General features: G+C 66.1%; 11 protein-coding genes. 5 read left to right on the top strand and 6 right to left on the bottom strand.

Annotated elements, in window-relative coordinates:
- Positions 1-28: 28 nt before the first annotated feature.
- The 4 genes from xdhA (at position 29) to guaD (ending at position 6,327) form a co-directional block, all read left to right on the top strand.
- Positions 29-1,543 (top strand): xanthine dehydrogenase small subunit, encoded by a 1,515-nt coding sequence (xdhA, locus tag ACFODV_RS12425; protein ID WP_379759890.1) that lies wholly within the window; start codon positions 29-31, stop codon positions 1,541-1,543.
- Entirely contained in the window at positions 1,527-3,977 is a 2,451-nt protein-coding gene (gene xdhB / locus ACFODV_RS12420) for a xanthine dehydrogenase molybdopterin binding subunit (protein ID WP_379759887.1), read from the top strand. Before xdhA ends, xdhB begins: the two co-directional genes overlap by 17 nt.
- A gap of 2 nt (positions 3,978-3,979) precedes the next feature.
- Entirely contained in the window at positions 3,980-4,867 is an 888-nt protein-coding gene (gene xdhC, locus ACFODV_RS12415) for a xanthine dehydrogenase accessory protein XdhC (RefSeq protein WP_379759885.1), read from the top strand.
- A 140-nt stretch (positions 4,868-5,007) separates the two neighbouring features.
- Entirely contained in the window at positions 5,008-6,327 is a 1,320-nt protein-coding gene (gene guaD / locus ACFODV_RS12410) for a guanine deaminase (protein ID WP_379759882.1), read from the top strand.
- Between the two features lie 143 nt (positions 6,328-6,470).
- Here guaD and ACFODV_RS12405 read toward each other — a convergent pair whose 3' ends face one another.
- Complete coding sequence (locus ACFODV_RS12405; protein ID WP_379759879.1) at positions 6,471-6,605, bottom strand: hypothetical protein; 135 nt, start codon at positions 6,603-6,605, stop codon at positions 6,471-6,473.
- 266 nt (positions 6,606-6,871) lie between these two features.
- On the opposite strand from ACFODV_RS12405, the gene ACFODV_RS12400 reads away from it, so the two are divergent.
- A complete protein-coding gene (locus tag ACFODV_RS12400) occupies positions 6,872-7,831 on the top strand; it encodes a cytochrome-c peroxidase (protein ID WP_379759976.1) in 960 nt (319 codons plus the stop codon).
- A gap of 151 nt (positions 7,832-7,982) precedes the next feature.
- Here ACFODV_RS12400 and ACFODV_RS12395 read toward each other — a convergent pair whose 3' ends face one another.
- From ACFODV_RS12395 to ACFODV_RS12375, 5 genes are all read right to left on the bottom strand, one after another.
- Positions 7,983-8,978 (bottom strand): adenosine deaminase, encoded by a 996-nt coding sequence (locus ACFODV_RS12395; protein ID WP_379759876.1) that lies wholly within the window; start codon positions 8,976-8,978, stop codon positions 7,983-7,985.
- Between the two features lie 127 nt (positions 8,979-9,105).
- Entirely contained in the window at positions 9,106-10,830 is a 1,725-nt protein-coding gene (gene cydC, locus ACFODV_RS12390; RefSeq protein ID WP_379759873.1) for a thiol reductant ABC exporter subunit CydC, read from the bottom strand.
- Positions 10,823-12,508, bottom strand: coding sequence for a thiol reductant ABC exporter subunit CydD (cydD, locus tag ACFODV_RS12385; protein WP_379759870.1), 1,686 nt, complete (start codon positions 12,506-12,508; stop codon positions 10,823-10,825). Before cydD ends, cydC begins: the two co-directional genes overlap by 8 nt.
- A 3-nt stretch (positions 12,509-12,511) precedes the next feature.
- Entirely contained in the window at positions 12,512-13,513 is a 1,002-nt protein-coding gene (cydB, locus tag ACFODV_RS12380) for a cytochrome d ubiquinol oxidase subunit II (RefSeq protein ID WP_379759867.1), read from the bottom strand.
- A 3-nt stretch (positions 13,514-13,516) separates the two neighbouring features.
- Entirely contained in the window at positions 13,517-14,929 is a 1,413-nt protein-coding gene (locus ACFODV_RS12375) for a cytochrome ubiquinol oxidase subunit I (RefSeq protein WP_379759864.1), read from the bottom strand.
- Between the last annotated feature and the right edge of the window lie 92 nt (positions 14,930-15,021).

Raw genomic sequence — 15,021 nt, 5'->3', positions numbered from 1 at the left:
GTGTCGAGCCAACAAAAGAGACAGGGCGATGATCGACTTCATGCTCAACGGGCAGCCGCGCCACTGCGAGGCCTTGCCCGATACCAGCGTGCTCGAGCTGCTGCGCGAGACGCTTGGCCAGACCGGCACCAAGGAAGGCTGCGCCTCCGGTGACTGCGGCGCCTGCACCGTGGCCATCGGCGAGGCCAGCTCCGATGGCCGGGTGCGATACCACAGCGCCAACGCCTGCATCACCCCGGCTCACCAGATTCAGGACCGTCATCTTGTGACCGTGGAGGGGCTGGCCCAGGGCGAGAGGCTGCACCCGGCTCAGGCCGCCATGGTCGACTGCCATGCCAGCCAGTGCGGCTTCTGCACCCCGGGTATCGTGATGTCGCTGTTTACGCTTTACGAAGCGCAGCACGAAAGCATGACAGCCCTCCCGGCACCGCTGACCCCGCAGCGTCTCGAGGCGGCGCTGGGCGGCAACCTCTGCCGCTGCACCGGCTATCGTCCGATCCGCGATGCGGCGCTGACCATGAGCGACTATCCCGAGCAGCGCCCCGGCTGGCTGGACCTGGCCGTGGACGCCACTGTGCCGACGCGGGCGCTCCATGCCGATGACACCTTCCTCCAGCCCACCACCCTGGACGAGCTGATCGAGGCGCGCCGTCAGCACCCCGAGGCACCGATCGTTGCCGGCGGCACCGACCTGTGGCTGGAGGTGACCCAGCGCCTGAAGCGCTTCGAACGCCTGGTGGACGTCACCCGGGTCGCCGAGCTTAACGCCATCGAGGCGACCACCCTCGACGATGGCCGCGCGGGCTGGTGGATCGGCGCCGCCGTCACCTATTCCCGGCTCGAGCCGCTGTTCGCCGAACACTACCCGGCTTTTGCGCACCTGCTGCACCGCCTGGGCTCGGCTCAGGTGCGCAACCGCGGCACCCTGGGAGGCAACATCGCCAACGCCTCGCCCATCGGCGACACCCCGCCGGTGCTGCTGGCGCTGGAATCACGACTGTGGCTGGCCGGGCCCGAAGAAGGTGCTGGAAAGGCTGAGCGGGAGCTGTCCCTCGACGACTTCTTCCTCGACTACAAACAAACCGCCTTGAATCAGGATAAAGAGCGCGAGGGCGAGGTGATCCGCGCCATCTTCCTGCCTCGCCCGGATACCGACAGACACCTCAAGGTCTGGAAGCTGTCCAAACGTCGCGAGGACGATATCTCGGCGGTGCTGGGCGCCTTCAGCTGGCGCCTGGAGAATGGCCTGCTGCGCGACGTGCGCCTGGCCTTCGGCGGCATGGCGGCCATCCCGAAGCGGGCGGCGGCCGCCGAGGCGGTGCTGGAGGGTCAGCCGCCCACGGTGGCGAGCTTCCAGGCGGCACGCGCGGCACTGAAAGAGGATTTCCAGCCGATGAGCGACGTGCGCGGCAGCGCCCACTATCGCGAGCTCAGCGCCGCCAATCTGCTCGAGCGCCTGCGCCTGGTGCTCATGAGGGAAGACCAAGGCCCGGACGCCACCGACTCTCCCCGGGAGGTGATGCTCCATGCGTACGCTCACTAAGCTTTCCCGGGCGCCCGACACCGCACCGGCCAAGGCGCACGCTGCCGCGCCGACCATGACACCCCATACCCGCGCCCATGCCCGCGCCCATGAGAGCGCGGTGAAGCACGTTACCGGCCGCGCCGCCTATATCGACGACCTCAAGGCGCCCGCCGACTGCCTGCACGTGGCGCTCGCCCTCTCGCCGGTGGCCCACGGCCGTCTGACCCACCTCGACATTGATCAAGTGCGCGCCCTGCCCGGCGTGATCGACGCGGTGGGCTTTCATGACGTGCCCGGCCATACCGACATCGGCCCGGTGTTCCCCGGCGACCCGATCTTCGTCGGGGATGAGATCAGCTACGTCGGCCAGGTGCTCTTTGCCATCGCCGCCGAGAGCCACCACGCCGCCCGCAGGGCGGTGAAGGCCGCCCTCGACGCCGGCGTCGTGGAGATCGACGAGCAGCCTGCCAGTCTGGATGCCCCGGCCGCCGCCGAGCGCGGCGAGTTCGTTCGCCCCACCCATGTGCAGCAGCGCGGCGACTGGGAGGCCATGCTGGCTGGCGCGCCGCTGGTGGTCGCGGGCGAGCAGTTCGTCGGTGGCCAGGAGCACTTCTATCTGGAGGGCCAGGCCTGCCTTGTGATGCCCACCGAGGACGAGGGCGTGGTGGTCCACACCTCCAACCAGCACCCCAGCGAGACCCAGAAGCTGGTCGCCGAGGTGCTGGGCATCCCCTTCCATGCGGTGACCGTGGAGGTACGCCGCATGGGCGGCGGCTTCGGCGGCAAGGAGACCCAGGCCTCGCCCTGGGCCTGCATCGCCGCGCTGATCAGTCGGCGCACCGGCCGTGCCGCCCGGCTGCGACTCTCCCGGGGCGACGACATGCACGTCACCGGCAAGCGCCACCCCTTCCACAACCGCTACCGGCTGGGCGTGGACGAGCACGGCGTGATCCAGGGCGGCGAGATCACCGTCATCGGCGACTGCGGCTACTCGCCGGACCTGTCGGACGCCATCGTCGACCGCGCCATGTTCCACGCCGACAACGCCTACTCGCTGGGCGACGCCCGAGTGACCGGGCACCGTGCCCGCACCCACACCGCCTCCAACACGGCGTTCCGCGGTTTCGGCGGGCCCCAGGGCATGATGGTGATCGAGGCGGCCATGGACGACATCGCCCGCCGGATCGGCGAGGATCCGCTGACGGTGCGCAAGCGCAACCTCTACCGCCAGGGTCACGACATCACCCCCCGCGACGTTACACATTATGGCCAGACCGTGGAGCAGATCGGCCTGCTGCATGAGCTGATCGAACGGCTGGAGACGAGCAGCGACTACTGGGCACGGCGTCAGTCGGTAATCGACTTCAATGCCCAGAACCCCATCATCAGGAAGGGGCTGGCCCTGACCCCGGTAAAGTTCGGCATTTCCTTCACCGCCAAGCACCTCAATCAGGCCGGCGCCCTGCTCCACGTCTATACCGACGGTAGCGTGCAGATCAATCACGGCGGCACCGAGATGGGCCAGGGCCTGCACACCAAGATCTGCCAGGTGGTGGCCCGTGAGCTGGCGCTGGATCTCGACGCGGTGCGCATCACCGCCACCCGCACCGACAAGGTACCCAACACCTCGCCCACCGCCGCCTCCAGCGGCGCGGACCTCAACGGCATGGCCGCCCGCGACGCCTGCCTGACGCTCAAGGCGCGGCTGTTCGACTTCGCCGCCGAGCACTTTTATCAAGGTCAGGCGCTAGACCGTGAGGAGATGCGGTTGGAGGCCGGCCACCTGGTGGCAGGAATCGGCGAGAGCGAGCGGCGCATCCCCTGGGGCGAACTGGTGCAGGCGGCCTATCTGGGCCGGGTCTCGCTCTCCGAGAAGGGCTTCTACGCCACCCCGCTGATCCACTACGACCGTGGCACCGGTCAGGGGCGCCCCTTCTACTATTTCGCCTACGGGGCCGCCGTCGCCGAGGTCAGCGTCGACACCCTGAGCGGCGAATACCAAGTGGATCGGGTCGACATCCTTCACGACGTCGGCGATTCCCTGAACCCGGCCATCGACCTCGGCCAGGTGGAGGGCGGCTTCATCCAGGGCATGGGCTGGCTGACCAGCGAGGAGCTCAAATGGAACGAAGCCGGCCGGCTGATCTCCGACGGCCCGGCCACCTACAAGATTCCCACCTACGGCGACCTGCCGGCGATCTTCAACGTCGAACTGATGGAGGGCCACCCCAACTCCATGGCCAGCATTTACCGCTCCAAGGCCGTGGGCGAGCCCCCCTTCATGCTGGGCATCTCGGTGTGGTCCGCGCTGCGAGATGCCCTGGCGAGCCTCTCGGACTATCGCGAGGCGCCGCGGCTCGATACCCCGGCCACCCCCGAGCGGGTACTGCTCGCTGCCGAGGCGCTGCGCGCCCGCCACAGCGACGGGCCGCCGGCTTTTGGAGGGCAGTGACCATGGCCCCTGGCAGCGCATCGCGTCCCGAGAGCTGGCACGCCGCCCTGCATCGCCTGCAGCGTGAGGGACTGCCCCACGCCCTGGCCACCCAGGTGACCAGCGCCGGCTCCACGCCCCGGGAGCCCGGCGCACGCATGGTGATCACCGCCGACGCCGTCTTCGACACCCTGGGCGGCGGCACCTTCGAATACCAGGTGATCGAGGCGGCGAGGGCCCGGCTCGCGGGGGCACAGGGAGATTCCGAGGGCGGTATGAGCCTCGAAGCCTTCTCCCTGGGCGGACGCAGCGGCCAGTGCTGCGGCGGCTTCGTCAACGTGCTGCTCGAGGTCTTCCCCGGCAGTGCCACGACCCTGGCGATCTTCGGCGCGGGCCACGTGGGCACGGAACTCGTGCGCCTGGCCGCCCCGCTGCCCTGGCAGGTGCGGTGGCACGACAGCCGTGAGGCGATCTTCCCGGACTGGGCGGCGAGCCAACCGCGCCTCGAGTGCCGCCACGCGCCCGACCCGGCCGCCGCCGTGAGCGAGCTGCCTACCGGCACTCATGCCCTGGTGCTGACCCACGACCATGCCGAAGACTGCGCCCTGGTGGATGCCCTGTTGACGCGCGGCGATTGCACGTCTGTCGGCCTGATCGGATCCAGGAGTAAGTGGGCCAGCTTCCGCTCGCGACTCGCCGTTGCCGGCCACAGCGACGCGGCACTCGAACAGGTGCGCTGCCCCATCGGCGTGGCGGCGGGACCAGATAGCAATAAAAAAAGGGGAGGCGACAAGACCCCCTATGCCATCGCGCTGGCCACCATCGCCGAGCTGCTGCCCATGATGGAAGGCGCCAAGCGAACGGATCAGCGCGGCCTAGCCCCAGATGACCTGCGCCAGGTGTTGTCATGACAGCGCAAGGCCTCAGCCCCCTATTCGCGCAGCAAGCTGCGCTCCCACAGGGTGAGAGCGAACTTCAGTTCGCGAATGGCGGCTGCTCCTCTCGCGAGGCAATCTGAGCCCCTGCCAACATCGAAAGAGTCCCTAATATCGTGACCAAGACCGACTCGCGCGTGCTACGCGCAGAACTCCTGAGCTTCGACGCCGACCCTGGCGACGGCGATTCCCCCGCCCCGGGCAGCGTTGTCCACTACCCGGACGGCGGCCTATGGATCGAGAACGGTCGCATCAGGGCGATCGACGACTACGCGAACCTGGCCGACGACCTGCCCGCCGGCATCGAGGTGATCGACCATCGCGGCAAGCTGATCACCCCCGGCTTTATCGACAGCCACGTGCACTATGTGCAGCTGGAGATCATGGCCTCCTACGGACGCCAGCTCCTCGACTGGCTCAACGACTACACCTTCCCGGAGGAGATGAAGTTTGCCAACCGCGAGCACGCGAACGCCCTCTCCGAGGTGTTCCTCGACGAGATGCTGCGGGTGGGCACCACCACCGCCCAGGTGTTCTGCTCGAGTCATCCGGTGTCGGTGGACGCCTTCTTCGCGGCCAGTCAGCGGCGTGGCCTGTGCATGCTGGCCGGCAAGGTATTGATGGACCGGCATGCTCCCGAGGGACTCACCGATGACGTCCTGGGCGGTATCCGCGACACCGAGCGGCTGATCGGCGATTGGCACGGAAAGGGACGGCTGGGGTACAGCCTGACCCCGCGCTTCGCGCCCACCTCCACCCGGGCTCAGCTCGACGCCACCGGCGCCATCCTGCGCACGGACCCGAGCCTCTGGCTGCAGACCCACCTGGCCGAGAACACCGGCGAGCTGGACTGGGTATCTGAGCTCTTCCCCGGCAGCCGCGACTATCTCGAGGTCTACGAGCAGTCCGGCCTGGTCGGGCCGCGCAGCACCTTCGCCCACGGTATCCACCTGGACCAGCAGATGCGCGGCAGGTTGGCGGAGCGCGGTGCCAACCTGGCCTTCTGCCCCAGCTCGAACCTGTTCCTGGGCAGCGGGCTCTTCGACCGGCTAGCAGCGAGCGAGGCAGGGCTCAACGTCACCTATGCCAGTGACGTGGGCGGCGGCACCGACCTCTCCGGGCTTGCCACCCTCAAGGCCGCCTATCAGGTGGGCCAGCTGCGCGGCCAGCCGCTCACCGCCTGGCAGGGCTTCTACGGACTGACCCTGGGCAACGCCAGGGCGCTCTCGCTGAGTGAGCGCATCGGCCGGCTGGCCCCGGGCATGGACGCTGACTTCGTGGTGCTCGACCCGACGGCCACCCCGCTGCTGGCCAGACGCTGCGCACGCAGCCAGACCCTGGGTGAGACGCTCTTCGCGCTGATGATGCTGGGCGACGACCGCACGGTGGCCGAAACCTGGGCAGCCGGCCGCTGCCAGCACCGACGAGACGGATAAGACAATGAGGCGAACTAACGGCGATGGATCGCGGCGTCCACGACCCGAAACAGCACCAGGGCCGCCAGCGACAGCAGCATTATCAGGGCCCCCTCCCGGCCAGGGTCTCCTGCCAGGCCAGGGCAGTAGGTGACGGCACCAGGCTAGCTGCGGCTGCGGCTGCGGCCATGCTCAGCGTCGCGCAGCAGACCCATCTTGATAACGCCCCGCCGCTGCTCGAACAGCTCTCGGGGCGTCACCTCGGACGCGTGAATGGCGGGAGAGCGATAGCGCGTCATGGACGGTAACCTCCTCCCCAGAATGGAGAAAACCCTTAGCATCCCGAAAATGCCGATAAGCATCCAGCAATTCAGGCACACCACAACAAAAGCTTGATATGGCTCAAGGGTGGTCGTTTTCCGACGGTTTTGCTGGGTTGATTAGCGGCAAACGAAAAACTACCTTCCTGGCATAAGGTTAAGCACGGATTACCCGCTGCCACTGACCTTGTTCGTTATCATAGAGGGGAACAACCGTGATCAAGAAACGCTTGCTGGGCTCGGCCATCGCTGTGGGTTCGGCGCTGGCTATAACTGTTCCGGCCACAGCCGATGATGGCCTGGGTGATTATCGCGACCGCTTCGAGCCGCTGCCCCATTTCCCGCCGATTCCCGCCGACAACTCCCTGACCCCGGAGAAGGTGGAACTGGGCAACATGCTGTTCTTCGAGCCGCGCATCTCCTCCAGCGGCGTGATCAGCTGTGCCACCTGCCACAACCCGGCGCTAGGCTGGGCGGACCGCATTCCGCGCGCCACCGGCCACGACGGTCAGATCGGCGAACGTAACACGCCCACCGTGCTGAACTCGGGCTTCCTTGGGTCTCAATTCTGGGACGGTCGCGAGCCTGATCTGGAAGGCCAGGCACTCGGTCCTATCGAGGCAGACGTCGAGATGGCTATGGACCTTGAGACGGCCCTGGAGCGCCTCAACGACTTCACGCTCTACCAGACGAAATTTGCCGAGGCCTATCCGGATGACGCCGATCCGATCAACGCCAACAACCTGGCCCATGCCCTGGCCAGCTTCCAGCGCACCCTGAACACCCCCAACTCGCCTTTCGACCGCTACCTGCACGGCGACCAGAACGCCCTGGACCAACAGGAAAAGGATGGCATGGTGGCCTTCGTGGATAACGGCTGCATCGCCTGCCATAGCGGTCCGGCGATGACCGACAGCAATTTTCATCGCATTCAGGTGCCGGGCTCCAGCGATGTGGGCCGATTTGAGGTCACCGGCGACGAAGCGGACATGTACAAGTTTCGCACTCCGACCCTGCGCAACGTGGCCGTCACCTATCCCTACATGAACAACGGCGCCACCGAGACCCTCGAGGAATCCGTCGCCATCATGGGCAAAGAAATGCTGGGGCGTGACTTCGAGGAGCAGACCATCGCGGATATCACCGCCTTCCTGCACACCCTGACCGGCGAAATGCCCGACTTCGACGTGCCGGCTCTGCCGTAACCTTAAACGTCACTTAACGGGCAAGTCTCAGCCGCGCCCCCTGGCCTCGCCAGGGGGCGTTTTGATATTGGGACGGACAGAATTGCGGCGGACAGCATTGGTTTGGACAACGTTGGCATGGGCAGAGACAGCAAGGCCCTGGGCCGCGACTTCAGACGCTATCGGCCAGTTGACGGCGCAGTGCCAGGCGACGTCGTTGGCTGACGAATGCAGCCTCGATAGCGGTGCCGGCGATCTGGATGAAAGTGGCCTCATCCCAGTCGAAGGCGCGCTGGCAGGCCAGGTAGTTATCCAGCACACCGCCGCCGAAGTAGGCAGGATCATCGGAGTTGAGGGTAACCCGCAGGCCGGCCTCCAGCAGCTGCGGTAGCGGATGCTCCTCGATACGCTCCACCACTTTCAGGCGTACGTTGGAAAGCGGGCAGACGGTGAGCACCATGCCCTCGTCGCGTAGACGAGCCACCAGATCAGGGTCCTCCAAGCAGCGCACGCCGTGATCGATGCGGCAGACATCCAGCAGGTCCAGGGCTTCGCGAATATACGCCGCCGGCCCCTCCTCCCCAGCGTGAGCCACTCGGGGGATGCCCAGACGCGCGGCCCGCTCGAACACCTCGACAAACTTCGAGGGAGGATTGCCTCGCTCAGCGCTATCCAGCCCCACGGCGTCAAGCATCTCCCAATAAGGCGCAGCCTCATCCAACAGCGACATCGCCGCGGCGGCATCCTGGTCGCGCAGAAAAGCCATGATCAGCGCCGATGAGAGTCCCAGTTCGCGTTCGGCGTGGCGCCTGGCCAGAGCGAGCCCCTCCATCACGACGGGCAACTCGATGCCGCGCACCTGATGGGCCTGGGGGTCGAAGTGCATCTCCACGTGCACGACGCCCTCGGCGTGGGCTCGACGAAAATAATCCATGGCCAGGTCGTAAAAATCCTCGACGGTGTGCAGCACACTCATCCCCTGGTAGTAGAGATCGAGGAATGACTGCAGGTCGCTGAAATCATAGGCGTCACGGGCCTCCTCTACCGAGGCGAAAGGCAACCTGACTCGATTACGCTCGGCCAGAGCGAACATCAGTTCCGGCTCAAGGGAGCCTTCAATATGCAGGTGCAGCTCAGCCTTGGGCAGGCGCGTGAGAAAATCGCGCATAGGTCTCACTCCGATTCTTTTTCTCCATCCTGATATAAAGCTCGGTTTCACGCAAAATACGCCAGGGTTTTGCACCGAACGGTGCCAACGCGCTGTGGCTCCGATCTGTGACACAAGCCTTTCGCTATCAGGACGACACCAGCCTCCCCTCCACCAGCGTCAGCGCCCGGTCAATGCCCGGTGGTTGAAAGGGCCCACCCTCTAGCTGATGAACCAGATAGAGGACGCTGCGCCCAACAAGCCAGGCATCCAGGCGAGCAGCGAGCAGCGTTGCGGTATCGGCATCCAGGCCGGCGAACGGTTCATCGAGGATCACCAGATCAGGGTCGCGCAGATGCAGACGAGCCAGCGCCAGGCGGCGCGCCTGTCCTCCCGAGAGACGCTGGCCACGCTCGCCCACTCGGGTCGCCAGTCCTTCTGGAAGGCTCTGGGCCCAGTCGTCCAGGTCCACCCAGGCGAGCGCTCTCCACAGTTCATCCCCCTCGGCCTCGGGTGCGGCCAGGCACAGGTTGGCGGCGAGGCTGTCATCCAGCAGATCGATGCGCTGGGTCAGCGCTGCCACCCGATCACGCAGCACCGCCTCGGGCCAGGCAGCCAGCGCCACTCCCCCCAGCCTAAGCGTGCCTGCGTTGGGAGTCAGCTGTCGCAGCAGCAGATCACCCACGCTGGATTTGCCGGCTCCGGAGGCGCCGCACAGCGCCAGCCGCTCACCGGGGGCCAGACGTAAGGTGATGTTGTCGAGGGCCGGCGCCAGACTGCCGAGGTAATTCAGGGTCACCCCCTCAAGCTCAGCAGCCAGCGGGCCGGCGGAACGCTTGGGGCTGTCTTCGACAGCAGTCGGGGTCTTGGCGCGGACCTCGAGCTCATTGAGCCGCTCGGCGGCTCCCCAGGTCGCCCCCAGCCAGGTAAAGGCCACCGGTAGCGCGGCCAGCGCTTCGCTCATGGCGAGCATCGCCAGAGCCATCATCACCATCACCGGCCCAGACAGCTGCCCTGCCGCCCAGACCTGAGCCCCCAGCCACAGTGCCAGCAGCATAGCGAGTCCCACCAGCAGATTGGCCAGGGCATTGCCCAGGGCCACGCCGGCACCCAGCCGACCCTGGCCGCGATAGAGGCGCGCCTCGATGGCGGCCAGCTCACGGCGCAGGCTGGCCTGGCTGCCGTAAGCCTCCAGCTCCGCCATGCCCTGCAACTGCTCCACCAGCCGACCGCGCAGCGCCTCCAGCTCATTCACTTGTTGACGGCTGGCCGCCAGCCCCCATCGCGCCTGCCCCACCGTCAGCCACAGCCAACCGACCAGCAGCAGCGCGCCACTTCCCAGGCCGACCCGCGGAGCGAAGAGCGACAAAAAGGCAGAGAGCCCGAGGATCACCAGCAGCCCCACGCCCGCCGGCGCCAGCAGGCGCAGGTAAAGGCTGTCCAGAGTGTCGATATCGGCGGTCAGGCGATTCAGCCAATCGCTGGCCCGGCGGCGGGACAGGGCCTGGCTATCGAGTCGCGCCAACACCCCGAATAGCCGGGCACGCAGGTCGGCAAGCAGGCGCAGGACGGTATCGTGGTTGTAGAGCCGCTCCAGGTAGCGCGATACGGTGCGCGACACCGCAAAGAAGCGGATCCCACCGCCCGGGACATAGACCTCCAGATTGGCGGCAACGCCGGCCGCCAACAGCAACCCGGTGAGCCCGGTGGCGGTGATGAACCAGCCGGAGAGCGCAAGCAGACCGATGGCCGAGACCAGGGTCAGCGCCAGGAGCCCGGCGCCGGCCACCAGCCGCCCGCGGCGCTGGGCGAGCAGAGCAAGCCAGGGCCGAAGGGCCACCAGCAGCGTTGTGTCAGACCGATGATCAGCCATGTACCACCTCCGTAACGACGCCCGCCTCGATCGCCAGGCGTCGACTGGCCATGGCGATCAGTGCGGGATGGTGGGTGGCAATCACCAGAGTACGGCCCTCCTTCGCCAGAGCCTGTAGCGCCACGATGACCTGGGCCTCGGTCTCGGCATCCAGGCTGGCGGTGGGCTCATCCAGCAACACCATAGGGGCCCGGGACAGGAACACTCTCGCCAGTGCCAGGCGTTGAGCCTGCCCCCCTGATAGCCCGACCCCACGCTCGCCGATGTGGGTCTCCAGTCCCTCGGGCAACCGCTCGATCTGCCCCCCCAGGCCGGCCTTGACCAGCGCCTCCTGCATGGCAGGATCCGAGGCCTCGGGGGCGGCAAGGCGCAGGTTGTCAGCCAGGCTGCCCTGGATCAGCAGAGGGCGCTGATCCATCCAGGCAAAGAAAGTGCCTCCGGCCAAGCGCCGCTCGCCGACTTCGGGGCCGACAAAGCCCGCTAGCAGCTGCAGCAGAGTCGACTTCCCGGAGCCCGATGAGCCGGTCAGCACCACCACCTCGCCAGACATCAGGCGCAGATCCAGTGGCCCCAGCACTCGGCCGCGGCCGGGTTGGGTCACCACGGCCCCCAGAAGCTCCAGCAGCGCATCGGGCGTCTGCGGAGGGCGCGCGTCGGCGCCGCGCACCGGGTCGGGGTCCGACTCCAGGATTGCCAGCAGGCCATCGGCGGCGCCCAGAGCGGCGGCCCTGTCATGATAGTGCTGGGCCAGGATGCGCAGCGGCTGAAAGAATTCCGGTGCCAGCAGCAGCACCAGCAGGCCGCTGAACAGCGTGAGCTCGGAGGAAGGACCATAGGTGATATAGCCGAGCAGACCGAAGCCCACATAGATGGCCACCACGGCGATAGACACCGAGGCAAAGAACTCAAGCACCGCCGAAGAGAGAAAGGCAATGCGCAAGGTGCGCATGCTGCGGCGTCGGTAGTCGTCGGCAGCGGCGTGAACCTCGCCAGTGGCCCCTCCCGCCCGATCAAACAGCTGAAGGGTAGTAATGGCTCGCACTCGGTCGATGAAGTGCCCGGAGAGCCGGGACACCGCTTCGAACTGCTCGCGATTGAGACGCTCGGCGCCCATGCCCACCAATGCCATGAACAGCGGAATCAACGGCGCGGCCAGCACCAGAAAGAGCGCCGCAAGCCAGTCCAGCCATAGCGCCACGGCCAACACCAGCAGGGGAGTCAACACGGATAGCACGAGCTGAGGGCGATAGCGGGCGAAGTAGCCGTCCAGCGCCTCCACCTGCTCCACCAGCTGGCTGGCCAGGGCCGCCGAGTGACGACCGGCGAGCCAGCCCGGCCCAAGTCTCGCCAGATGATCGAGCAGCTCGCCACGCACGCAGGAACGGATGCCCAGGCTGGCCGCCTGACCCAGCCGCTCCTGGCAGTAAAGCGCTCCGGCGCGGACCAGCATCAGGCCGACCATGGCAGCCAAGGCCGGCAGCTGCGACGCTGGGGTAGCCTGCTCCACCAGAAACTGGCTGATCACTCGCGCCAGCAGGCCAAGCTGCCCCAGCGTGGCCAGGGTGGCAACCACCCCGGCGACCACCGCAAGGCCTGTGCGGCGACGCTCCTGGGCGGCAAGCGCATTCAACCAGCGGCGAACGTCGCGTCCGCCGCCAGCGGTTCGAGGAGCGGCCATGGGTTAGTGGTAGCCCTCGCCTACCTTGACCTTGCCGCGAAAGACCCAGTAGCTCCAAGTGGTATAGGCCAGCACGATGGGAATCACGAACAGCATGCCGATCAGCAGAAAGAGCTGCGATTCCGGCGCCGAAGCGGCGTCCCAGATGGTGTAGTTGGGCGGCACGATCACCGGCCACTTGCTCGCCACCAGGCCAAGGTAGGTAAAGATGAAAATACCCAGGGTCGCGATGAAGGGCTGGCCCTCGCTACGCCGACGCACCGCGGTCCACAGCCAGACAGCGCAGGTCAACGCCAGGGCCGGAAGTACCCAGATCAGCTGGATATGGTCGAACCAGCGCGCCCAGACCAGCGGATCCACAAAGGGCGTCCACAGGCTGATGACCGCGAACACCACCAGCACCGCCGCCAGCAACGCCGGGGTAATGCGATAGGCCCATTCCTGAACATACCCCTCGGACTTGAGGATCAGCCAGGTGGCACCCAGCAGCGCATAGCCGGTCATCAGCCCCAGGCCGGTCAGGATGGTGAAGGGGGTCAGCCAATCCAGAGCGCCGCCCACATAAACGAAGTCCTTCACGGCAAAGCCCTGAATATACGAACCTACCACGGCACCCTGGGCGAAGGCCGCCACGCTGGACCCCCAGCAGAAGGCCCGGTTCCACCAGCGGCGGTTGCGCTGCGACTTGAAGCGAAACTCGAAGGCGATGCCGCGGAAGATCAGCCCCGCCAGCATCAGGAAAACCCCGATGTAGAGGGCTGGCAGAAACACCGAGTAGACCAGCGGGAAGGCGCCCAGCAGGCCGGCCCCACCCAGCACCAGCCAGGTCTCGTTTCCGTCCCACACCGGCGCGACCGAGTTCATCATCACATCGCGTGACGCTTCATCCGGAGCGAAGGGGTAGAGAATCCCCAGGCCCAAGTCGAAGCCGTCCATCATCACGTACATGATCACGCCAAAACCGATAATCAGCGCCCAGATCACCGAAAGATCAAACATCTCCATGGTTCAGCTCCTTGCCGGCTCAGCATCGTCGAAGGGGGTATGGGCGGCGGACAGCGGACGCTTGGCACGCTCAACCTCTCCTTTCACCTCGTTCTGCTCATCCTCGGGCAGCATGCCGTGTCGCACGACCCGGGTGAGGTAGAAGATGCCGGCCCAGAAGACAACGGCATAAACCGCGACATAGCCGATCAGCGTAAACAGCGCCATCCCGCCGGTCAGCGACGGCGTCAGGCCCTGAGCGTGGGTCATCATGCCGTAGACCAACCAGGGCGCTCGCCCCGACTCGGTGACTACCCAGCCCGCCAGGACGGCGAAGAACGGCGCAACGATCATGCCGACCAGCGCCTTGAGGAACAACGGCTGATGATACAGACGCTCCTTGCGGCGAAGCAGCAGGCCGGTCAGCGCCACCCCGATCATCAGGAAGCCCAGCCCCACCATGATGCGGAACGACCAGAAGACAATGGCCACCGGAGGCTGCTCCTCCCTGGGCACGTCACTGATGCCGGGTATCACGCCGGCCGGGTCATGCGTGAGAATCATGCTCGCCAGGCTGGGAATGCCCAGCTCGAAGCGGTTGGTCTGGGCCTCCTGGTCGGGAATGGCAAACAGCAGCAGCGGCACATTGCCCCGTGTCTCCCAGTTGCCCTCCATGGCCGCCACCTTGGTGGGCTGGTGCTCGAGGGTGTTCAGCCCATGGAAGTCGCCGATCACCGCCTGTGCGGGTGTGAGCACCAGCAGCAGCCACAGGCACATGGAGAGCGCGCGGCGGTTGGCGTCCACATCCCGCTGGCGCAGCAGGAACCAGGCGCTGACGCCCGCCACCACAAAACCACCGGTAATGAACGACGCCATGCCCATGTGCACGAAGCGATACCAGAAGGAGGGATTGAAGATCGCGGCCAGCCAGGAGGTCACATGAAAGCGCCCGTCGACCAGTTCCACTCCGGCCGGCGTATGCATCCAGCTGTTGGCCGAGAGGATCCAGAACGAGGAAATGAAAGTGCCGATAGCCACCATGATGGCGGCGAACAGATGGACACCCTGGGGCACCTTACCTCGTCCGAAGAGCAGCACACCGAGGAAAGCCGCTTCCAAGAAAAAGGCCGTGACCACCTCGTAGCTCAATATGGGCCCCAGGAAGTTGGCCGAGGCGTAGGAGAAGTTGCTCCAGTTGGTACCGAACTGGAACGACATCACAATGCCCGACACCACGCCCATACCAAATACCACGGCAAACACCTTGGTCCAGAACAGGGCCAGGCGATCCCAGGCGGGGTTGTCGGTCTTGTAGAAAAGACCGTTAAGAAGCGCAATATAAGACGCCAACCCGATCGTGAAGACTGGAAAGATGGCGTGAAAGGAAACCACGAAGGCAAATTGCAATCGTGACAGCAGGAGAGGATCCAGTTCCATGACGCAAACCTCATGACAGCGATGGACTCGGGGTCGTCGCAAGGGATGCGGATGCACGCTCCGGTGCGTGTTGTGCCTTCAGCCAGTCCGCA

The organism is Halomonas tibetensis, assembly GCF_042643535.1.
GTDB classification, from domain to species: domain Bacteria; phylum Pseudomonadota; class Gammaproteobacteria; order Pseudomonadales; family Halomonadaceae; genus Halomonas; species Halomonas tibetensis.
Note: the sequence above shows the minus strand (reverse complement) of the source record. Positions and strands in the feature narration are given on the sequence as shown.

What these genes read in the sequence shown, in the direction of transcription:
- xdhA (WP_379759890.1), top strand. Translation starts at nt 29, where the DNA reads ATGATCGACTTCATGCTCAACGGGCAGCCGCGCCACTGCGAGGCCTTG.
- xdhB (WP_379759887.1), top strand. Translation starts at nt 1,527, where the DNA reads ATGCGTACGCTCACTAAGCTTTCCCGGGCGCCCGACACCGCACCGGCC.
- xdhC (WP_379759885.1), top strand. Translation starts at nt 3,980, where the DNA reads ATGGCCCCTGGCAGCGCATCGCGTCCCGAGAGCTGGCACGCCGCCCTG.
- ACFODV_RS12405 (WP_379759879.1), bottom strand. Translation starts at nt 6,605, where the DNA reads ATGACGCGCTATCGCTCTCCCGCCATTCACGCGTCCGAGGTGACGCCC.
- ACFODV_RS12395 (WP_379759876.1), bottom strand. Translation starts at nt 8,978, where the DNA reads ATGCGCGATTTTCTCACGCGCCTGCCCAAGGCTGAGCTGCACCTGCAT.
- cydC (WP_379759873.1), bottom strand. Translation starts at nt 10,830, where the DNA reads ATGGCTGATCATCGGTCTGACACAACGCTGCTGGTGGCCCTTCGGCCC.
- cydD (WP_379759870.1), bottom strand. Translation starts at nt 12,508, where the DNA reads ATGGCCGCTCCTCGAACCGCTGGCGGCGGACGCGACGTTCGCCGCTGG.
- cydB (WP_379759867.1), bottom strand. Translation starts at nt 13,513, where the DNA reads ATGGAGATGTTTGATCTTTCGGTGATCTGGGCGCTGATTATCGGTTTT.
- ACFODV_RS12375 (WP_379759864.1), bottom strand. Translation starts at nt 14,929, where the DNA reads ATGGAACTGGATCCTCTCCTGCTGTCACGATTGCAATTTGCCTTCGTG.